Source organism: Streptomyces flavochromogenes, assembly GCF_000717595.1.
In the GTDB taxonomy this organism is placed as follows: Bacteria; Actinomycetota; Actinomycetes; order Streptomycetales; family Streptomycetaceae; genus Streptomyces; species Streptomyces flavochromogenes.
Genome location: NZ_JNZO01000016.1, coordinates 13,182 through 32,658, shown reverse-complemented (window position 1 = coordinate 32,658; position 19,477 = coordinate 13,182). Strand labels below are relative to the sequence as shown.

At 71.4% G+C, this 19,477-nt stretch carries 19 protein-coding genes; 4 read left to right on the top strand and 15 right to left on the bottom strand.

Annotation, left to right across the window (positions count from 1 at the left end):
• Window positions 1-7: 7 nt before the first annotated feature.
• The 7 genes from hydA to IF00_RS0120530 form a co-directional block, all read right to left on the bottom strand.
• A complete protein-coding gene (gene hydA, locus IF00_RS0120560) occupies window positions 8-1,411 on the bottom strand; it encodes a dihydropyrimidinase (protein ID WP_030320078.1) in 1,404 nt (467 codons plus the stop codon).
• A gap of 55 nt (window positions 1,412-1,466) precedes the next feature.
• Window positions 1,467-2,747, bottom strand: a complete 1,281-nt coding sequence (locus IF00_RS0120555) for an aspartate aminotransferase family protein (RefSeq protein WP_030320076.1) — start codon at window positions 2,745-2,747, stop codon at window positions 1,467-1,469.
• Window positions 2,744-3,586: a nitrilase-related carbon-nitrogen hydrolase gene (locus IF00_RS0120550; RefSeq protein WP_030320074.1), complete on the bottom strand. Its 843-nt coding sequence runs from the start codon at window positions 3,584-3,586 to the stop codon at window positions 2,744-2,746. Before IF00_RS0120550 ends, IF00_RS0120555 begins: the two co-directional genes overlap by 4 nt.
• Window positions 3,587-3,866: 280 nt before the next feature.
• Complete coding sequence (locus IF00_RS0120545; protein ID WP_245234596.1) at window positions 3,867-5,273, bottom strand: UL36 very large tegument protein; 1,407 nt, start codon at window positions 5,271-5,273, stop codon at window positions 3,867-3,869.
• A gap of 136 nt (window positions 5,274-5,409) precedes the next feature.
• Window positions 5,410-5,793, bottom strand: coding sequence for a PPOX class F420-dependent oxidoreductase (locus IF00_RS0120540; protein ID WP_030320070.1), 384 nt, complete (start codon window positions 5,791-5,793; stop codon window positions 5,410-5,412).
• A gap of 166 nt (window positions 5,794-5,959) precedes the next feature.
• Complete coding sequence (locus IF00_RS0120535) at window positions 5,960-6,532, bottom strand: DinB family protein (RefSeq protein ID WP_030320068.1); 573 nt, start codon at window positions 6,530-6,532, stop codon at window positions 5,960-5,962.
• 58 nt (window positions 6,533-6,590) lie between these two features.
• Window positions 6,591-6,842, bottom strand: a complete 252-nt coding sequence (locus tag IF00_RS0120530; protein ID WP_030320066.1) for a helix-turn-helix domain-containing protein — start codon at window positions 6,840-6,842, stop codon at window positions 6,591-6,593.
• Between the two features lie 32 nt (window positions 6,843-6,874).
• On the opposite strand from IF00_RS0120530, the gene map reads away from it, so the two are divergent.
• Window positions 6,875-7,642 (top strand): type I methionyl aminopeptidase, encoded by a 768-nt coding sequence (gene map, locus IF00_RS0120525; RefSeq protein ID WP_030320065.1) that lies wholly within the window; start codon window positions 6,875-6,877, stop codon window positions 7,640-7,642.
• 191 nt (window positions 7,643-7,833) lie between these two features.
• On the opposite strand, the gene ggt is transcribed toward map, so the two are convergent.
• Window positions 7,834-9,645 (bottom strand): gamma-glutamyltransferase, encoded by a 1,812-nt coding sequence (gene ggt / locus IF00_RS0120520; protein WP_030320064.1) that lies wholly within the window; start codon window positions 9,643-9,645, stop codon window positions 7,834-7,836.
• 105 nt (window positions 9,646-9,750) lie between these two features.
• Between ggt and IF00_RS0120515 the strand changes: the two genes are divergently transcribed.
• Window positions 9,751-10,482, top strand: coding sequence for a hypothetical protein (locus IF00_RS0120515; RefSeq protein WP_030320063.1), 732 nt, complete (start codon window positions 9,751-9,753; stop codon window positions 10,480-10,482).
• On the opposite strand, the gene IF00_RS0120510 is transcribed toward IF00_RS0120515, so the two are convergent.
• Window positions 10,433-11,689: a cytochrome P450 gene (locus tag IF00_RS0120510; RefSeq protein ID WP_030320062.1), complete on the bottom strand. Its 1,257-nt coding sequence runs from the start codon at window positions 11,687-11,689 to the stop codon at window positions 10,433-10,435. The genes IF00_RS0120515 and IF00_RS0120510 overlap by 50 nt on opposite strands.
• Window positions 11,690-11,812: 123 nt before the next feature.
• Between IF00_RS0120510 and IF00_RS0120505 the strand changes: the two genes are divergently transcribed.
• Both IF00_RS0120505 and IF00_RS0120500 read left to right on the top strand, forming a co-directional pair.
• Window positions 11,813-13,036 carry a hypothetical protein gene (locus IF00_RS0120505; RefSeq protein WP_030320060.1) on the top strand — a complete coding sequence of 408 codons (1,224 nt, stop codon included), beginning with the start codon at window positions 11,813-11,815 and terminating at the stop codon, window positions 13,034-13,036.
• Between the two features lie 112 nt (window positions 13,037-13,148).
• Window positions 13,149-14,717 (top strand): alpha/beta fold hydrolase, encoded by a 1,569-nt coding sequence (locus IF00_RS0120500; protein ID WP_030320057.1) that lies wholly within the window; start codon window positions 13,149-13,151, stop codon window positions 14,715-14,717.
• Window positions 14,718-14,754: 37 nt separating this feature from the next.
• Here the strand turns inward: IF00_RS0120500 and IF00_RS0120495 are convergent, their stop codons facing one another.
• The 6 genes from IF00_RS0120495 to IF00_RS0120470 all read right to left on the bottom strand — a co-directional run bounded on the left by IF00_RS0120495 (window position 14,755) and on the right by IF00_RS0120470 (window position 19,421).
• Window positions 14,755-15,612, bottom strand: a complete 858-nt coding sequence (locus IF00_RS0120495) for an amino acid ABC transporter permease (protein ID WP_030320055.1) — start codon at window positions 15,610-15,612, stop codon at window positions 14,755-14,757.
• The gene (locus tag IF00_RS0120490) at window positions 15,609-16,253 is read right to left on the bottom strand and encodes an amino acid ABC transporter permease (RefSeq protein ID WP_030320053.1); all 645 of its coding nucleotides are present in this window, start codon (window positions 16,251-16,253) and stop codon (window positions 15,609-15,611) included. Before IF00_RS0120490 ends, IF00_RS0120495 begins: the two co-directional genes overlap by 4 nt.
• A gap of 18 nt (window positions 16,254-16,271) precedes the next feature.
• Window positions 16,272-17,198, bottom strand: coding sequence for a glutamate ABC transporter substrate-binding protein (locus IF00_RS0120485; RefSeq protein WP_030320052.1), 927 nt, complete (start codon window positions 17,196-17,198; stop codon window positions 16,272-16,274).
• Between the two features lie 12 nt (window positions 17,199-17,210).
• Window positions 17,211-17,957, bottom strand: coding sequence for an amino acid ABC transporter ATP-binding protein (locus IF00_RS0120480; protein ID WP_030320050.1), 747 nt, complete (start codon window positions 17,955-17,957; stop codon window positions 17,211-17,213).
• A 160-nt stretch (window positions 17,958-18,117) separates the two neighbouring features.
• The gene (locus IF00_RS0120475) at window positions 18,118-18,561 is read right to left on the bottom strand and encodes a DUF6278 family protein (protein WP_030320048.1); all 444 of its coding nucleotides are present in this window, start codon (window positions 18,559-18,561) and stop codon (window positions 18,118-18,120) included.
• An 80-nt stretch (window positions 18,562-18,641) separates the two neighbouring features.
• Window positions 18,642-19,421, bottom strand: a complete 780-nt coding sequence (locus IF00_RS0120470; protein WP_030320046.1) for an exodeoxyribonuclease III — start codon at window positions 19,419-19,421, stop codon at window positions 18,642-18,644.
• Window positions 19,422-19,477 lie beyond the last annotated feature (56 nt).

Sequence of the window (19,477 nt, the reverse complement as noted above, 5' to 3'; positions counted from 1 at the left end):
CGCTCTCCTAGTTCAGGTACTGGCAGGTGGAACGCGGCACGAAGGTGCCGTGACCGGCATGCCCGACGTACTTGCGCTGGTCGATGACGACCTCGCCCCGTGAGAGGACGGTCTCGACCTGGCCGGTGACCGTCTTCCCCTCGTACGCCGAGTAGTCGACGTTCATGTGGTGGGTCTCGGCGGACAGGGTCTGGACGGCGTGCGGGTCGTAGATCACGACGTCGGCGTCGGCGCCCGGGGCGATCGTGCCCTTCTTCGGGTACAGGCCGAACATCCTGGCCGGCGTCGCGCAGGCGATCTCGATCCAGCGGCGCCGCGAGATGTGCCCGTCGACGACGGCCTGGTGCAGGAGGTCCATCCGGTTCTCCACCCCCGGCAGACCGTTGGGGATCTTCGAGAAGTCGCCGCGTCCGAGGTCCTTCTGCCCGACGAAGCAGAACGGGCAGTGGTCGGTGGAGACCACCTGGAGGTCGTTCGTCCGCAGTCCGCGCCAGAGCGCCGCCTGGTGCTCCTTCGGCCGGAGCGGGGTGCTGCACACGTACTTGGCGCCCTCGAAGCCCGGCTCCGCGAGGTTGTCGGTGGAGAGGAAGAGGTACTGGGGACAGGTCTCGCCGAAGACGGGCAGCCCTTTGTCCCGGGCCGTCGCGATCTCGGCGACCGCCTCCTCCGCCGAGACGTGCACGACGTACAGCGGCGCTCCCGCCACCCGGGCGAGCTGGATCGCCCGGTGGGTGGCCTCCGCCTCCAGGAGTGCCTTGCGGACCTCCCCGTGGTAGCGCGGGTCGGTCTCGCCGCGGGCGAGGGCCTGCTCGACGAGGACGTCGATCGCGATGCCGTTCTCGGCGTGCATCATGATCAGCCCGCCGTTGTCGGCGGAGCGCTGCATGGCCCGCAGGATCCTGCCGTCGTCGCTGTAGAAGACGCCGGGGTAGGCCATGAAGAGCTTGAAGGAGGTGATGCCCTCCTGGACGAGCTTGTCCATCTCCTTGAGCGAGTGCTCGTTGACGTCGGAGAGGATCATGTGGAAGGCGTAGTCGATCGAGCAGTTGCCGTCGGCCTTGGCGTACCAGGCGTCGAGCCCTTCGCGCAGGGCCTGGCCGACGCTCTGCACGGCGAAGTCGACGATGGTGGTGGTGCCGCCCCAGGCGGCGGCGCGGGTGCCGGTCTCGAAGGTGTCGGAGGCGGAGGTGCCGCCGAAGGGCAGCTCCATGTGGGTGTGTGCGTCGACGCCACCGGGCAGCACGTAGCGGTCGGTGGCGTCGATCGTCCGGTCGGCGGTCCAGGCGGCCGCCGCGTCGGAGCCGTGGGCCGCGAGGGCGACCACACCGCCGTCCTCGATCAGCACATCGGCGTGGAGTTCGTCGGCGGCGGTGACGACGAGGCCGCCCCGGATGACGGTTCGGATGCTCACGGGACTCTCCCTGCTCGATACGGCGGGCCGATCTCGATACGGCGGGACGGTGTGGCTACAGCTCTCGCAGGGCCGCTTCGAGCATCGCCGCGCCCTCCTCCGCCTCGGCGACGGTGAGCGAGAGCGGTGGCGCGATGCGCAGGGTGCTGGTGTTGTGGCCGCCGCCCTTGCCGATCAGCAGGCCGTTCTCGCGGGCGGCCTCCAGGACGGTGGCGGCCGCGTCCGGGTTCGCCCGCTCGGTGCCCGGTTCGGTCAGCTCGATGCCGATCATGAGGCCGCGGCCGCGGACCTCCCGAACCGCGTCGACTCCGGCGCAGGCGGCCCTGATCCGCTCGATGAGCAGACCGCCGACCCGGCGCGCGTTCCCCTGGAGGTCGTGCTCCAGGAGGTACGAGAGGTTGGCGAGGCCTGCGGCCATGGTGACCGGCGAACCGCCGAAGGTGGAGATGGAGTTGGCGTCGATGCAGTTCATGATGTCGGCGCGGGCGACGACTCCGCCGACGGACATGCCGTTGCCGATGCCCTTGGCGAAGGTGAGGATGTCGGGCGGCCCGGCCTGGTCGTGCGCCTGCCAGCCCCAGAAGTGCTCGCCGGTACGGCCCCAGCCGGTCTGCACCTCGTCGGAGATCCACAGGATGCCGTGCCGGTCGAGGACCCGGCGGAAGGCGGCGTACAGGCCGTCGGGCGGCACGGTGAAGCCACCGACGCCCTGGACGGGTTCGGCGATGAGGGCGGCGACGTCCCGGGTGTGGCCGAGGAGGTCCTCAAGGTCGGCGACGCAGGCCTCGATGAACCGCTCGTCGGTGTACTGGGCGTAGGGACCGCGCGTACGGACACCGCCGTGGACGTACAGGGTCTGCAGCGGCGAGAGGCTGGTGGGCGACCAGGCGCGGTTGCCGGTGATGCCGACGGTGGAGAAGGAGCGGCCGTGGTAGCTGTTCCGCATGGCGAGGATCTGGTTCGACCGGCGGTACGCCGTCGCGAGGAGCAGCGCCGTGTCGTTGGCCTCGGTGCCGGAGGTGGTGAAGAAGACCCGGGCGTCGGGGATGCCGGAGAGTCCGGCGATCCGCTCGGCGAGCTCCACCATGGGGCGGTTGAGGTAGAGCGTCGAGGAGTGGATGATCCGCCCGGCCTGCTCGGCGACGGCCTTGGTGACCTCGGGCAGGGCGTGGGCGGTCATGGTGGTGAGGATGCCGCCGAAGAAGTCGAGGTACCGGCGTCCGTCGGCGTCCCAGACGTGGCGGCCCTCGCCGTGGGTGATCTCGATCGGGTCCTTGTAGTAGAGGGCGACCCAGTCGGGGATGACTGCCTTGTGCCGGTCGAAGAGACTGCTCACGGCCGCACCAGCCCGTCGTACGCGTCGGGGCGCCGGTCCCGGTAGAACGCCCATTGCTGGCGGACCTGCTCGATCAGGCCGAAGTCGAGGTCGCGGACGAGGAGTTCCTCGGTCTTGTCGGAGGCGACGTCGCCGACGAACTGCCCGCGCGGGTCGACGAAGTAGCTCGTGCCGTAGAAGTCGTTGTCGCCGTACTCCTCGATGCCGACGCGGTTGATGGCGGCGACGAAGTACTCGTTGGCGACGGCCGCGGCGGGCTGCTCCAGCTGCCAGAGGTATGAGGAGAGACCGCGATGGGTGGCCGAGGGGTTGTAGACCAACTGGGCTCCGTTGAGACCGAGTTGGCGCCAGCCCTCCGGGAAGTGCCGGTCGTAGCAGATGTACACGCCGACGCGCCCGACGGCGGTGTCGAAGACCGGCCAGCCGGCGTTCCCCGGGCGGAAGTAGTACTTCTCCCAGAATCCCTTGACCTGGGGGATGTGGTGCTTGCGGTACTTGCCGAGGTAGCTGCCGTCGGCGTCGATGACGGCGGCGGTGTTGTAGTAGAAGCCCTCGCCCTCGACCTCGAAGACGGGCACCACGATCACCATCCCGGTCTCCCGGGCGAGGTCCCGCATCCGGCTGACGGTGGGGCCGTCGGGGACGGGCTCGGCCCACCGGTAGTGCTCGGGCTCCTGCACCTGACAGAAGTAGGGGGCGTTGAACACCTCCTGGAAGCCGATCACCTTGGCACCCTGACGGGCGGCCTCCCGGGCGTACTCCTCGTGTTTGGCGATCATGGATTCGGTGTCGCCGGTCCAGGTCGCCTGGACGAGCGCGGCGCGTACGACGTCGGTCATGATCTGCTCCTTCGGCACGGCGTCAGAGAGCCTCTACGCACGTAGACGCGATGCGTAGGAGGAGAACGTAAGCCCCGTCACACCTCGGAGCAAGACCGCCGCCGGGAAGCGGCGGGGTCGATCATGTTTCATACCCGAGTGGTCCACGTCGGACACGTACCGACACGTACCGGCACGTCCGGGCATGCCGGAGACGTCCGGGCGCGACCCTCCCGCCCGGAGCGGTGTTCCGGGCCGTGCGGGGTGCCGCCGGGCCCCTGCCGGAGGCCGCCCGACCGGGTCACGCGCCCGCGAGGCCGGCCACGCGGAGGGCGTGCAGCAGATCGCTCTCGCGGACCGCGGACACCGCTCGGGCGGCTTCGAGGAGTTGGGGGGCGAGCCCCCGCGGGTCCTCGGCCGCGAGGCGGGCCGAGTCCTCGGGGGCGCGGACCCGGACGAAGGCGGTGAGCAGCGCGCGGGCCTCGCGGTGGTGCCCCTCGGCCCGCAGGGCGGCGCACGCCCCGGCGAGCTCCTCGACGGGGCGCGCCACGCCCTGCCGAAGGAGCTGATCGCAGTCGGCGGCCCGCCCCGCGTCGGCGAGCACCCCGGCGACGGCGGCGAGCCGGCCGGGCGGCAGCGAGGCCGCCTCCCAGAGCAGGACGGACCAGTCGGCACCGAGACCGGCCCGGTGCAGTTCCCCGGCGAGGGCGGGCAGCCGGGCGGCCGGCCCGTTGAGCGCCTCGCAGAGCAGGGCGTGGGCCTCGCCGCTACGCCCCTGGGCGCGGAGCCGCTGGAGCGCGTAGACCGCGTTGGCGGCGGCGCGGCCCGCCTCGGCGGGGTCGGCATCGGAGCGCACGGCCGGGTCGGCACCGCCGGGCGCGGCGGCCTCGGAGGGCTGGCCGGCGCCCCCGAACCGTGCCCCTCGCGGCGCCGCTCCCCCGGCGGGGAGTACGGGTGCGGGTGCGGCCACCGGCCCCTGGTCCTCGGCGCCGCGGTCCAGCCACGCGTAGCGCGCGCCGCGCGGGCGGCGCTTGGTCCTGGCGGGACGGGCGGGGGGCCCGGCGATCGGAGCCGGTGACTGGGCGGTCGGGGCGGGCGGCTCGGCGGTCGGGGCGGGCGGCTCGGCTGTCGGGACGGATGCCGTCGTCACCGGCGGCGGAACAGGCCCGGGCGGGTCCGCCTGGACAACAGGTGCCGGCGGCGGCCCCGGCGTCGCCCCGCCCTCGGCCCACTCCCCCAGGCGTGCGAGCCGGGCCGTCAGGTCGGCGACCCGTGCGGTCGCCCGCGCGTGGTCGTCGCGCGTCCAGGCCAGGTCGTTCTCCAGGCGGGCCGTGTCGTCCGGGCCGGGGGCCGGGGCCGCGCGGAGCCGGTCGCCCAGTTCGCGGGCGCGGGACTCGGCGTACCGGCGTTCGCGTTCCAAGAGCTCGCGGCGTTCGGTGAGCGCCTCCGCTCCGCCGGGCCGACGGTCATGGGCGCCGGCGGCCGCCGCGTACAGCGTCGCGCCACGGAGGGCGAACGGTCCCCCGAACGGTTCGCCGGCGTCCTGGAGCAGGGACTCGACGATGTCCCAGGGCAGGATCTCCGTCCCGTCGAAGCAGGCCCGCAGCCCGTCGGGGTCGCGTCGGGCGAAGACTCCGTACCAGCCGCCGTCCGACGGGATGCGGCGCGTGAGCTCCGCCAGCCAGTGTCTGAACGTAGCGACTTCCACCACAAGTTGATACACCGTCATGCGATCCGCACCTGCCCCGCCGTCGACTGGAACCCTCCGGTCCGCGGGTATTGGACCGCAGTCGTGTTACGGGACGACTACGGACCGTTTTCCTGCGCGTGCCCTATGGACCGATTCACCCGAAGCGAACGACGATCCCGGTGTGCGGGCGCTTCCCGAGCCGGACGAGCATGGCGGGCACGTCGGTCAGCCAGTACTGCCAGGTGTACTTGCGCGAGAGCAGCCCCCGGATCCGGCGCAGCTCCTCCCCCGTCACCAGCCGGCCCTCGCCGGTGAAGCGCTCGGCGCCCTCGGCGACGTTGCCGCGCAGGTCGCAGACCGCGACCTCGACCCTCGGGTCGTTCCGCAGCCGCTTGACCTTCCAGGAGTCCGTGCGGGTCCAGGCGTACAGCTCGTCGCCCTCCACCGCGTACCAGACGGGTGTGGCGACCCCCGTGCCGTTCTTGCGGTAGGTGGTCAGGCTGACGTAGCGGCCGCGCCGCAGCTCTTCGGGCATCATGCCCGGGAGCCTATGCCGGTGTCGGGCGGAGGGTGCGGGCCAGGGCCTCCCCGGACACGACGAGCTCGCCCGCTCCCCCGGCGGGCCCCCGCCCGGGCCCGGTCCTCGACCCCGGCCTCGACCCCGCTCTACAGCCGGGCCCGGCCCGGGAGCCGCCCGGCGCCCGTCACTGGCCGACCCTGCCGTCGACGCACTCGCGCAGCAGGTCGGCGTGGCCGCAGTGGCGGGCGTACTCGTCGATCCGGTGCACCATCAGCTCCCGGACGGCGATCTTCTCCCGCCCCACGCGCGCACCGAGGTCCGGGTGCTCCGCCAGCTCGGCGTCGAGCGCCGCCTGCTCACGCTCCAGATCGGCGAACGCGGCGTCGACCACGGCCTGTTCGGCGACGGCCCCGTGGAAGTCCGCGTCCTTCTCGCCGTACAGCTTCGGCAGCCTTTCACCGTCGCTGATCCAGTTGCGCCAGTCCCGCTCCACCTCGGCGAGGTGCCGGACCAGGCCGAGCAGCGACATGGTCGACGGCGGGACCGACCGGCGGGCGAGCTGCTCCGCGTCCAGCCCCTCGCACTTCATCAGGAGGGTCAGGCGGAAGTCCCGCAGGCCGTCCTGCAGCGTCGCGAGCTCGCCCTCCGAGCCGGGGCCTCCGTTGTTGTTGCGGGGGTCGTCGTCCGGGTCCGCCCACATGTCGGGGTAGACGGTCGCCGTGGTCCATCGTGCGGGTGCGTCGCTCATGCGACGCATGATCGACGGTTCCGGTGGGCCGCGCCACCGAATTCCCGCGCCCCCGGGGGCCGGGCCGTCAGACGGGCGCGAGCGCGCAGCGGACGACCAGCTCGTCCATGGAGAGACCGAGGACCCGGGCGAGGGCCGCGACGGTGAAGAACGCCGGGGTCGGGGCCCGGCCCGTCTCGATCTTGCGGAGGGTCTCGGCGGACAGGCCTGCGGCGGCGGCGATCGCCACCATCGACCGCTCGCCGCGCGCTTCACGCAGGAACAGGCCGAGGCGCTCGCCGCGCTCGCGCTCTTCGGGGGTCAGGGGTGTGCGCACCATGAGGCCATACTAATACCGGTATAGTAATTGGCATGGTGGAGATCAAGACGAACGAGAACCTGGCCGCGATGCGTGAGGCGGGACGGGTGGTGGCCCGCGCCCTCGCGGCCGTACGGGAGAAGGCGGCGCCCGGCGTGCCGCTGACCGACCTCGACCGGGCCGCACGGGAGGTCCTCGCCGAAGCGGGCGCCGGATCACCCTTCCTCGGCTACCGCCCGGAGTGGGCGCCGGTGCCGTTTCCCGCGGTCGTGTGCGTCTCCGTGAACGACGCGATCGTGCACGGCATCCCGGACGACACCCGGCTCGCCCCGGGCGACCTGGTCTCGGCGGACTGCGGGGCCCTGCTCGGCGGCTGGGCGGGCGACTCGGCGATCAGCTTCACGGTCGGCCCGGCCCGGCCGGAGGACACCCGGCTGATCGGCGCGGCGGAGGAGGCCCTGGAGGCCGGCATCGCGGCCGCCGTCGTCGGCAACCGCGTCGGCGACATCGCGCACGCGATCGGGCGGGTGTGCCGCGCCGCCGGATACGGCATCCCGGACGGGTTCGGCGGTCACGGCATCGGCCGCACGATGCACGAGGACCCGGGCGTCCCCAACGAGGGACGACCGGGCCGGGGCATGAAGCTGCGCCACGGGATGGTGCTCGCGATCGAGCCGATGCTCATCGGGGGCGGCACCGACGACCACTACACGGCGCGCGACGGCTGGACGATCCGCACGGTCGACGGCTCGCGCGCGTCGCACGCGGAGCACACGGTGGCGATCACGGACGAGGGCCCGCGGGTGCTGACGGCGCTGTAGGGCACGACGGGGGCACGACAGGACGTACGTCCACGGCGTACGCGAGGGACGTGCGGGTGGGACGCACGTCCACGGCGTACGCCAAGACGCTCGGGTGGGACGCACATCCACCGGCGCACACCAAGACGCTCGGGTCGCACGCACATCCCCTGCGGGACGCGGAGGGGGCATCCGAGTGCCCCCTCCGGCCGCTACTTCTCCACCGGCCTGACCACCATCGCCGACCCGCCGCCCCTGCGGACGGTCTCGGCCGCGGCCACCCACCGGCCGTCCGGCAGGCGCTGGACGCCGGTCGCCGCGCCGATCTCCGGGTTCTGCCGGAAGCCGTGCCCGATGGCTTCGAGTTCCGCTCTCACCGGGCTGTTCCACAGGCCGGGTTCGAGTTCGGTGGTGGCCTGGTTGCGCTGACTGGCCCGCGGCGCGGCGATCGCGTCGACGAGCGGGAGGCCCCGGTCGACGACCCCGGTGAGGGTCTGCAGGACCGTCGTGATGATGGTGGCGCCACCCGGCGACCCGAGTGCGAGCACCGGCCGGTCGTGTCCGTCGAGGACGATCGTCGGCGAGATCGAGGAGCGTGGCCGCTTGCCGGGGCCGGGCAGGTTCGGGTCGTGCACGGCCGGGTTCGCCGGGGCGAAGGAGAAGTCGGTCAGTTCGTTGTTGAGCAGGAAGCCCCGGCCGGGCACCGTGATGCCGCTGCCGCCGGTGGACTCGATGGTGAGGGTGTAGGCGACGACGTTGCCCCACTTGTCGGCCACCGTGAGGTGGGTGGTGTTCTCCCCCTCGTACGTGGTCGGGGCCGCCGTGCCACCGCTCGCGCACGGCGCCGGGTTGTTCGGGTCGCCGGGCGCGAGGGGGCTGGTCAGGGCGGCGTCGTCCCGGATCAGGCAGGCGCGCGAGTCGGCGTACCGCTGGGACAGCAGCCCGCGCGTCGGCACGGACTCGAACGCGGGGTCGCCGACCCAGCGGCCCCGGTCGGCGAAGGCGATGCGGCTCGACTCGATGAAGCGGTGCAGGTAGCGGGCCGGGGAGGCGTTCGCGAGGTCGGTGCCCTCCAGGATGTTGAGGGCCTCGCCGACGCTCGTACCGCCCGAGGAGGACGGGGGCATGCCGTAGACGTCGAGACCTCGGTACGCGACCTTGGTGGGCTTGCGGAACTCGGTCCGGTACGCGGCGAGATCACGCTCCGTCAGATCGCCGGACCTGACCTTCCGGGTGGCGCCCTCTCGGACCGGGGGCGTACGGACGGTGTTCACGATGTCCCGTGCCAGCGGACCCCGGTAGAGCGCGCCGACGCCCTCGCGCCCGAGCTTCTCGTACGTACGGGCGAGGTCGGGGTTCTTGAAGACCGAGCCGACGACGGGCAGCTGCCCGCCGGGCAGGAAGAGCGCGGAGCTGGCGGGGAAGTCGCGGAACCTCGCCTCGTTGCCCGCGGTCTGCGCGCGGAACGTGGCGTCGACGGTGAAGCCCTCGCGGGCCAGCCGCTCGGCGGGTTCGAGCAGGGTGCCGAGCCGTTTGCTGCCCCAGGCGTCGAGGGCGGTCTTCCAGGTCGCCGGGGTGCCGGGGGTACCGACGCCGCGGCCGCTGGTCATCCCCTCCTCGAAGGGGATCGGCGCGCCGTTCTCCACGAAGAGGTTCGCGTCGGCCGAGCGCGGCGCGGTCTCGCGTCCGTCGACGGTGTGGACCGTACGGCTCTTCGCGTCGTAGTAGACGAGGTAGCCGCCGCCCCCGATGCCCGCCGAGTAGGGCTCGGTGACGCCGAGCGCGGCCGCGACGGCGACGGCGGCGTCCACGGCGTTGCCGCCCTTGCGGAGCACCTCGACACCGGCGGCCGAGGCGTCGGCGTCCACACTGGCGACCGCTCCGCCGTAGCCGACGGCGACGGGTTCCTTGACGGGCGGTGGCGGTGCGGCCGGTGGGGCCGTCGGCGGGGCGGCGGCACCCATCGAGAGCACCGTCGCCGCGACGGCGAGAACGGAGACCTTCCCAGCGGCGGAGCGACGCATTCCCTACCTCCAGTCAATGACCGTCCGCGCAGCGTAACTTCCCCCGGTCCCTCCCGTCAGGACCGCCTCGAACAGAAGGCCGTTTCCCCGCTAGCATGCGCGCCCATGGACGAAGACCTGCGCAACATCGTGCTCGGGGTGCTGGCCACGGGGGTCAGCGCCTCGCTCGGCTGGCTGGGCCGCACGTACCTCTGGCGGCGGAAGCTCCGCCGCAAGCGGGAGTTCTTCGGCCTGCCGGGGAACTCGGAGTGCCTGCTCGTGGTGAACAGGGAGTCGGGCGGCGACCGCTCGGTGCACCGGTTCGACGTGTTCGCCCTCCTCGAACTGTCCGCACTGATCAAGGACTGCGGGGCCCAGGCCCGGATCCTCTCGCACGATCAGACCCACCAGGGGTTCGGCGACCGGACGGAGTTCTGCGTGGGCGGGCCCTACTCGAACCGGCGGATGGCCGCCCATCTGGCGACCCTGCTCCCGGGCATCGAGGTGAACGTCGAGGTCGAGCCGAGCGCGGACCGCGGGGCGTTCCTGATAGGCGGGCAGCGCTACCCCTCGGAGCCGGGGGTCAGCGAGTACGTGATCCTCGCCCGGCTCACCGCCGGCGAGGGTGACCGGCCGGTGTTCCTCTTCTGCGGGCAGCGGGCCATCACCAACCAGGCGGCGACCCGCTATCTCGCCCGACACTACGAGAAGTTGGCGCGCCTGCACCGCTCGGGATCCTTCGTGGTGCTTCTGAAGGTCGTCAACTCGCAGGCGTACGGCCCCGATGTGGTGGAGCTGGTGGCCGACGTCACGCGGTCGGCGCGGACGGTTCCCGTAGTCGCACCGGCAGCGACTTGACGCCGTTGATGAAGTTGGAGACGAGGCGCCGGGGTTCTCCGGCGAGTGCGAGTCCGCCGCAGGCCCGGCGCACCTCCTCGTGGAGCACCCGGAGCTGAAGCCGGGCGAAGTGCGCGCCGAGGCAGACGTGCGGACCGTCACCGAAGGACACGTGGGGGTTCGGGGTCCGGCCGAGGTCCAGTCGGTGCGGGTCGGGGAAGACGCGCTCGTCATGGTTGGCGGAGGCGTGGAAGACGACGACCTTGTCGCCGCGGCGGATCGCCTGCCCGGCGAGTTCGGTGTCGACGGCGGCCGTGCGCCGGAAGGAGAGCACGGGCGGGTGCACGCGCAGGAGTTCGTCCACCGCCGTGTCGGCTCCGACCTCGCCCGCCCACAACCTCCGCTGCTCGTCCGGGTGTTCGACGAGGGCGAGGAGTCCGCCGGGGGCGGCGCTGCGGACCGTGTCGTTCCCGGCGACGGTCAGCAGGAAGAAGAACATCTCCAGCTCGGCGTCGACGAGTTCGGATGCGGCGAGCACGCTCATCACGTCGTCGGCGGGATGCTCGCGCTTGTGGGCGGCGAGTTCCTGCGCGTAGCCGAACATCTCGGCGAGCATCGCGGGAGACCGCGGATTGACCGGTCGCCCCTCCGCGTCGAGGACGGGCGGCTCGTCGGGGTCCTGGTACGCGATGACCCGCTCGGTCCAGGCGTGCAGCAGACCCCGGTCGCCCGGGGGCACTCCGAGCAGATCGGTGAGGTTGAGCAGGGCGTAGTCGTCGGTGACGGCCCGCACGAGGTCCACCTCACCCCCGGCGTCGATCGCCCCCGCGAGCAGCTGCCGGGCCCGCTCGCGCGCGGTGGCGCCGAACCGCTCGATCCGGCCCGGGGTGAAGGCCCGACTGACGAGCCGCCTCAACCGGCCGTGTGCGGGCGGATCCTGATTGAGCATCATGCGCCGGATGAAGGGCAGGTCGGTGGGGTCGGGGTCGCGGATCTGGGTGGCGCCGAGACACGAGGAGTACGTACCGGAGTCCTTCAGCACCCGGACGACATCGGCATGCCGGGTGACGGCCCAGAACCCGGAACCCGCGGGCCAGCCCAGGACCTCGGGCTCCCGCTGCCAGGCGACGGGCGCGTGGTCGCGCAGGGCACGGAAACGCTCGTGCGGGATCCCGGTCGCGTAGATCCGTGGGTCGAAGACGTCCGGTACGCCGCTCGACTCCTGCACCGCGCCTCCCAGTCAGGGGTGAAGACGTTTCCATCATGACAGGTCAGGGGCGGTTTTCGTAGGACTGATCGCACACTTCGACAGCCTTGTCCGGCCCCTCGCCCGGATCCCAGAATCGCCGTCATGAATCACTCCGAGAACGTCGATCATGATGCGGTGCTGCGGGCACGGACGATGCTGCTCGGATCCGGCCGGCCGAGCTGGCGGCAGGAGGTCGAGGCGTACCGGGTGCTTGCGGAAGTGAGCCCGGCGGCCTATCTGCCGAAACTGGCGGCGACGTTGACTTCGTACCGCAACAACCACTGGCGCACGGCCCGCCCCGAGGTGGAGCTCGCGTGCCACGCCGAGGCCGCGGACGCCGCACGGCGCATCGACCGCGGCGAGCCGAACAGGACCGAGGTGCTCTGCTGGACCCTGGACTCGTATCGGCGGACCCTGCTCACCGCCGGGCGGCGGGCCGAGGCGTTCGCGGTGTGCGAGGAGATGGCCGAGGCGGGGCGGCTGGGCTTCGAGCGGGGGCAGGTACAGAGTCCCGCGCACGGGCAGTGTCGACTGGCGACGATGCTCGCCGAGGAGGGGCGTCACGGGGAGGCGGCCGACCTCCGTGGCAGGAGCGTCGCAGCGGTGGGGGATCTGGACGCCGCCGGACGGCACGAGGAAGCGCTGGCTGCCTTCACGGAGCACATGGACCGCATCCGGAGCGAGATCGAGTCCGGGGCGTCCTCGTCCGCCAACCTGGTGTGGGAACTCGTGCACCGCTCAAAGATGTTCGACACCGGCGGCCGGCGGGAGGAGGCCGGAGCGGATCGACGGGAGGCCCTCAGGATCCTCGCCCGGCTGGCGGAGGGGGGCGAGCCCGGCCTCCGGAGCAACGACCTCGGCCGGTGGTCCACCGTGTTCGCCCTGTCGGGCCGGGCGGCCGAGCCGCCGGGGACCCGGGACGCGCCGATGCCGCCCTTCGGGATCGACTGCCTCCACTGGTCCCCCGACGCGAAGGAGTCGTACGTCGCCGGCATCCCCTCCCTCGAGACGGACGTCGCCGAGCTGGCCGCGGCCGGACGGATCGCCGAGGCGGTGGAGGCGCACCGTCGGCTGGTCCGGCGTTCCGCCGTGCTCCACGAGCGGCACGCCCACGGCATCGAGGAGTGCCTGCGCCCCCTCTTCGACGAAGGCGTGGCACTCGCCCGGCGTGTGCCCGCGATGCCGGAGACGATCGTCCGGTCCCTCACCGACCGCGCCATGTTCCTCGCCGCCGTCGCCCGCTACGGGGACGCCCACGCCGACTTCGCGGAGGCCATGGCCCTCCTGGGCGGGGCGACGAACACCCCAATCGTTACCCGCACGTAACTTACCGACTGGTTACCAAGGGTAAGACCTCGCGGTTACCGTCGGGTCACTTTCACTGCCCCCCATCAGTGCCCGTACTGCCCACCCAGCAGTACCCAGTGAGGAGTGACCCGTGCGACGCACACCCCTGACCCTCGCCGTCTCGGCCGCCCTCGTGGCCGGGACGGCCCTCGGGCTCGCACCCGCCGCCCAGGCCGCCGAGGCCGGAGAGACCGCCGGCACCGGCATCCGCTTCGTCGACATCGCCGGGGAGGGCGGCACCGTCCTCAAGGCGAACGTCGTCACCCCCGCCGGGTCCGCCGACGGCACCCGCCACCCCCTGATCGTGCTGCCCACGAGCTGGGCCATGCCCCAGGTCGAGTACCTCGTCCAGGCCAAGCTGCTGGCCGACTCGGGTTACATCGTGGTGAGTTACAACTCGCGCGGCTTCTGGCAGTCCGGCGGTGAGATCGAGACCGCGGGCCCCAAGGACATCGCCGACGCCTCCAAGGTGATCGACTGGGCTCTCGCCCACACCGCCGCCGACCCCGCCCACATCGGCATGGCGGGCGTCTCGTACGGCGCCGGGATCAGCCTGCTCGCCGCCGCCAACGACCCGCGGATCAAGGCCGTCGCCGCGCTCAGCGGCTGGGCCGACCTCATCGAGTCCATCTACAGCGGCCGCACCCAGCACCTCCAGGCCGCCGCCCTGCTCGGCGGCGCCGGCTACCTCACCGGGCGCCCCGGCCCCGAACTCAAGCAGATCCTGGGCGACTTCCTCTCCTCCAACCTGGACAAGGAGGAGGACATGATCGCCTGGGGCCGCACACGCTCCCCCGTCGAGCAGCTGGACCGGATCAACGCCAACGGCGCCGCGATCATGCTCGGCAACGCCTGGGGCGACACCATCTTCCCGCCCAACCAGTACGCGAGCTTCTTCGAGAAGCTCACCGGCCCCAAGCGGCTGGAGTTCCGCCCCGGGGACCACGCCACCGCCGAGGCCACCGGCCTGTTCGGGCTGCCCAACGACACCTGGACCAGCGCGCACCGCTGGTTCGACCGCTACCTCAAGGGCGCTGACAACGGAATCGACCGCGAGCAGCCCGTCCAGCTCAAGTCCCGTTCCACCGGCGGCTACGAGGGCTACCCGGACTGGAAGTCCGTGCACGCGAACCAGCGGAAGTTCGACCTCGGCGGTACGCAGCGGGTCTGGGCGAACATCGACTCCGGCGCCAACGGCGGTGTCACCCTGCTCACCAACGCCCTGGACCAGTTCCTCCGCATCCCGCCCGTCGTCTCCGTACCTCTCCTCCCCCGTGCCTTCGCCGGTGTCTGGCAGTCGGAGCGGTACGACACCCCGCAGCGGGTGCGCGGCACCGTGAAGGTGCACACCACCGTCACCTCCACCAAGGAGAGCGGCACCCTCGTGGCGTACCTCTACGACGTGGGTCCGCTCGGTGTCGGCAAGCTCGTCAGCAACGCCCCGTACACCTTCCACGACCGGACCCCGGGCACGGCGTTCGGCGTCGATCTGGAGCTGTTCTCCACGGCGTACGACGTCCCGGCGGGGCATCGGCTCGCGCTGGTCGTCGACACCGTCGACCCGCTCTACATCGAGCACAACCCGACCGGCGCGCAGCTGACCTTCTCCTCCCCCTCGGCCGACCCGTCGTACGTGTCGGTACCGCTGCGGAAGGAGTGATCACCGGCTGCTGCCGGGCGGGTGCGGCCCTCGCTCGCTACTGCGGTCCCGGCAGCAGCGTCTGTGGTTCGGCCGGAGCGACGTCCACGGCCTTCGTCTTCGGGCTGCGGCGCTCCCTGCGGGCCACCCAGGTGGCGAACCAGGAGAGCAGCATGCACATCCCGATGTAGATCGGCGAGATCACCAGGACGACCGGGATGAACGGCAGGTCGTAGTCCAGGTTGGAGGCGATCAGCTTTCCCGCCTGGAGGAACTCCTCGTAGGTGATGAGGAATCCGAGCGAGGTGTCCTTCAGGGCGACCACCAACTGGCTGATGATGGCCGGGAGCATCGCACGGACTGCCTGGGGAACCAGGACGTAGGTCATGACCTGCGTCTTGCGCATGCCGAGGGCGTACGCGGCCTCGCCCTGGCCGCGTGCGACGGCGTGGATGCCGGTGCGGAAGACCTCCGCGAGCACGGAGCCGTTGTAGAGGGTCAGTCCGGCGACGAGTGCGGGCAGGGCCTGCACCTTGAGTGCCACGAAGATGAAGAAGATCATCACGAGGACGGGCATGGCGCGGAAGAACTCGACGAGCAGGGTCGAGATCCAGCGGAGCGCCCGGTGGTCGGAGAGGCGTCCGGTGGCGAGGACCGCGCCGAGGGCGAGCGACAGCACCGAGGCGTAGGCGAAGGCCTTGAGGGTGTTGCCGAGCCCTTCGAGCAGCAGCTCCTGGATTCCCTTGTACAGGAAGGGCGACCACTTGGTGGAGGTGAACTGGTCGTTGTCGAAGAGCAGATAGAGGATCCATCCGACCAGCGCGAGGATCACGACGGTGGACGCGACGCCGTAGAGGAGGTGGCGCCGCCGGGCCTGAGGCCCGGGGATGTCGTAGAGGGCGGTGGAATCGGTCATCGGGCGACTCCCCAGCGCTTCTCGAGGACGTTGAAGAGGACGCTGATGGTGAGGGTGATGATGAGGTATCCGACGGCGATCCAGACGAAGGTCCAGACGATGTTGTAGCCGAGCTCGCTCAAGGTCTTGTAGGTGCCCAGGAGTTCGGTGACGCTGAACGCGCCGGCGATGGCGGAGTTCTTGGCGAGGGCGATCAGGGTGGAGCCGATCGGCGGGATGACCGTGCGGAAGGCCTGCGGCAGGACGACCGTGCCGAGGGACTGGGTGAAGCTCATCCCCAGACTGCGGGCGGCCTCGCCCTGGCCGCGCGGCACCGTGTTGATGCCGGAGCGCAGCACCTCGCAGATGAAGGCCGACGTGTAGCAGCCGAGCGCGAGGACGGCGAACAGCTCGAAGGGCAGCACGAGTCCGAACCGGGGCAGACCCAGCATGACGGCGAAGAACAGCAGTGTCAGCGGGGTGTTGCGCAGGACGGTCACCCAGACCGTCCCGAAGACCCGCAGGGAGCCCACGGGCGCGACCCGGAACGAGGCCATGAGGAAGCCCAGGACGAGGGCCAGCGCCGATGCGTAGACGGTGAGTTCGACGGTGCCGAGGAATCCCTCGGCGTAGAGCGAGAAGTTGTCCGTCAGGACGTCCATGTCGGGAGGCTCCTCTCGTCAGCTCGCCGGATAGCGGTCGATGGGGGGCGGTGCCGGGGCGGGGACCCCGGAGAGGCCGAGGGTGGCGTCGTAGGCCTTCTTCCAGTCGCCGTTCCTCTCGTGGGCGGCGAGGGCGTCGTCGAGGGCGAAGCGCAGGGCGTTGTCGCCGCGCGGGACGCCGATGCCGTACGGCTCCTTCGAGAACGGTCTGCCGACGACCTTGAGTTCGTCCGGGACCTTGGCGGCGTAGCCCATGAGGATCGTGTCGTCGGTGGTGACCGCGTCGACCTGGTAGGTCAGCAGGTTGTCCACGCAGGCGGAGTACGTGTCGTAGGCGACGAGTTCGGCCTTCGGGTAGTCCTTCTCGATGCGTTGGTACGGGGTGGAGCCGGCGGCCGAGCAGACGCGCTTGCCGGCCAGGTCCTGTGGGCCGTCGATGTCGTTCTCGTCGGTGCGGACGAGGAGGGACTGACCGGCCATGTAGTAGGGCCCTGCGAAGCCGACGAGCTTCTTGCGGTTGTCGTTGATGGTGTAGGTGCCGACGTAGTAGTCGATCTGCCCGTTCTGCAGGGCGGTTTCGCGGTTGGCCGAGGCGATCGTGCGGAAGTCGATGCCGGCCGGGTCGAAGCCGAGGGAGGCCGCCATCATCTTGGCGATCTCGATGTCGAAGCCGGAGTAGCGGCCGGTGGCCGGGTCCTTCTCGCCCATGTACGGCTGGTCCTCCTTGGCGCCGACGACGAGCCGGCCGCGCTTCTTCGCCCGGTTCCAGGTGCTGGAGTCCGGCAGGGTGAAGCCGGACTGGACCTGGTAGACCGGGAGTCGGTCGGGCTGCGGGCCCTTGACCGGCGGGCTGCCCTCCCTGCCGCAGCCGACGAGCGTCGCCGTCAGGACGAGCAGCACGGCGAGCACGGCCGGGGTGCGGTGCGAGCGGTGCGAGCGCGGCATCGTTCCCCCCGCTCAGTGCGTGAGGATCTTGGACAGGAAGTCCTTGGCGCGCTCGCTGCGCGGGGTGGTGAAGAAGTCCTCCGGAGCGCGGTCCTCGACGATCCTCCCGTCGGCCATGAAGACGACCCGGTTGGCGGCGGAGCGGGCGAAGCCCATCTCGTGGGTGACGACCACCATCGTCATTCCCTCGTGGGCGAGTTGCCGCATGACGTCGAGGACCTCGTTGATCATCTCGGGGTCGAGGGCCGAGGTCGGCTCGTCGAAGAGGAGCGCCTTGGGGTCCATGGCGAGGGCTCGGGCGATGGCCACACGCTGCTGCTGGCCGCCGGAGAGCTGGGCGGGGAACTTGTCGGCGTGCGCGGCGAGTCCGACCCGGTCGAGGAGTTCGCGGGAACGCCGGTCGGCCTCCTCCTTCTTGCGTCTGCGGACCTTGATCTGCGCGAGGGAGACGTTGGCGAGGACGGTCTTGTGCGCGAAGAGGTTGAACGACTGGAAGACCATGCCGACCTCGGCACGCAGCCGGGCGAGCGCCTTGCCCTCCTCGGGGAGGGGCCGTCCGTCGATGACGATCTCGCCCGACTCCACGCTCTCCAGGCGGTTCATCGCCCGGCAGAGGGTGGACTTGCCGGATCCGGACGGGCCGATGACGACGACCACCTCTCCCCGGCCGACGGTGAGATCGATGGACTGGAGGACGTGCAACGTGCCGTAGTGCTTGTTGACGCCACGCAGTTCGATCAGCGGATCGACGACGGCCATACGCTGCCCTGCCCCATTTCTCAGCGGTGCGAGTCAGCGCAAGCTATCCACCAGAAAAGGGACTTCGCGCCCGACACGCATGAAACCGAGATAAGCCGTATTTACTGCAAAAGGGTGGTGGGGCGGAGGGTGCGGGACCGGAGCGAGCGCGGCTGCGGACTCAGTACTCGGCGGCCTCGGCGTACACCTGGGAGAGCTCCGGCGAGCCCGTCATCGCCCAGTCGAGACCGGCCTCGACGACCTGGATCTCCCGGCCGGAGGCGAGCCGCACCACGGGGCCGCCGCCGGGCCACACCTGCCAGCGCGCGCCGGGCACGTTCCGCACGATCACGGTGCCGAGGTAGAGCCCGGCGTCGTTCCCGATCCAGGGCAGCTCCTCCGGGTCGTCGCGCCAGCGGGGCGGCAGCTGGTCCAGCTCCTGGAGAGAACGCGGGGTGTCGTCGAGTGCCACCCCGGACTGCGCGACACGGGCGCGCAGCAGCTCGCACTCGGCGAGCAGCTCGGCCACACCGTCGGGGTCACGGTCGAAGGCCGCGACCAGCGGGGAGCCGGCCGGTTCGGGTGCGTGCCGCTTGCGCCAGATGTCCAGGAATGGAATGTTCATCCGAACAGCCTCGCACCGTCACCTGCCCGTCGACCACCCGGCGCGCGGAGATCGTCCGCCGCCGGGTGGGTCGGGCGCTTCTACACGTCGAGGTCGACCACGACGGGCGCGTGGTCCGAGGCGCCCTTGCCCTTGCGCTCCTCGCGGTCCACGTAGCTGTCGGTGACGGCCTCGGCGAAGGGCTTGTTGCCGTAGACCAGGTCGATGCGCATGCCCCGGTTCTTCGGGAAGCACAGCTGGCGGTAGTCCCAGTACGTGAAGGGGTGCTCGTACTTGAGGGGGCGCGGGACCACGTCGGCCAGACCCGTCTCGCGGAGACCGGCGAGCGCGGCCCGCTCGGGCTCCGTCACGTGCGTCAGGCCCTCGAAGACCGCCCGGTCCCAGACGTCGTCGTCGGTCGGCGCGATGTTGTAGTCGCCGAGGACCGCGAAGGGCCGGTCCCCCGCCGCGTCCTCCGCGACGGCCGCCTTCAGGGCCTCCAGCCAGCGCAGCTTGTAGGCGTAGTGCTCGTGCTCGACCTCCCGGCCGTTCGGCACGTACACCGACCAGACGCGGACCGGGCCGCAGGTCGCGGAGATCGCCCGGGGCTCCTCCGCCGCGTCGTACTCCGGGCCGCCGGGCAGGCCCGTGACCACGTCCGCGAGGCCGACTCGGGAGACCAGGGCCACACCGTTCCACCGGCCCGTGGCGTTCACCACGGACTCGTAGCCGAGGGCGCGCAGCTCCTCGGTGGGGAACTGCTCGGCGGTGCACTTGGTCTCCTGGATGCACAGCACGTCCGTGCCGCTGCTCTCCAGCCAGGCGAGGAGACGGGGCAGCCGGGCGGTGATCGAATTGACGTTCCAGGTGGCGATGCGCATGTGCGCAAGCCTACGTGCGGGGTCCGACAATCGACGCCGTGCCGGGCTGGAGCGGC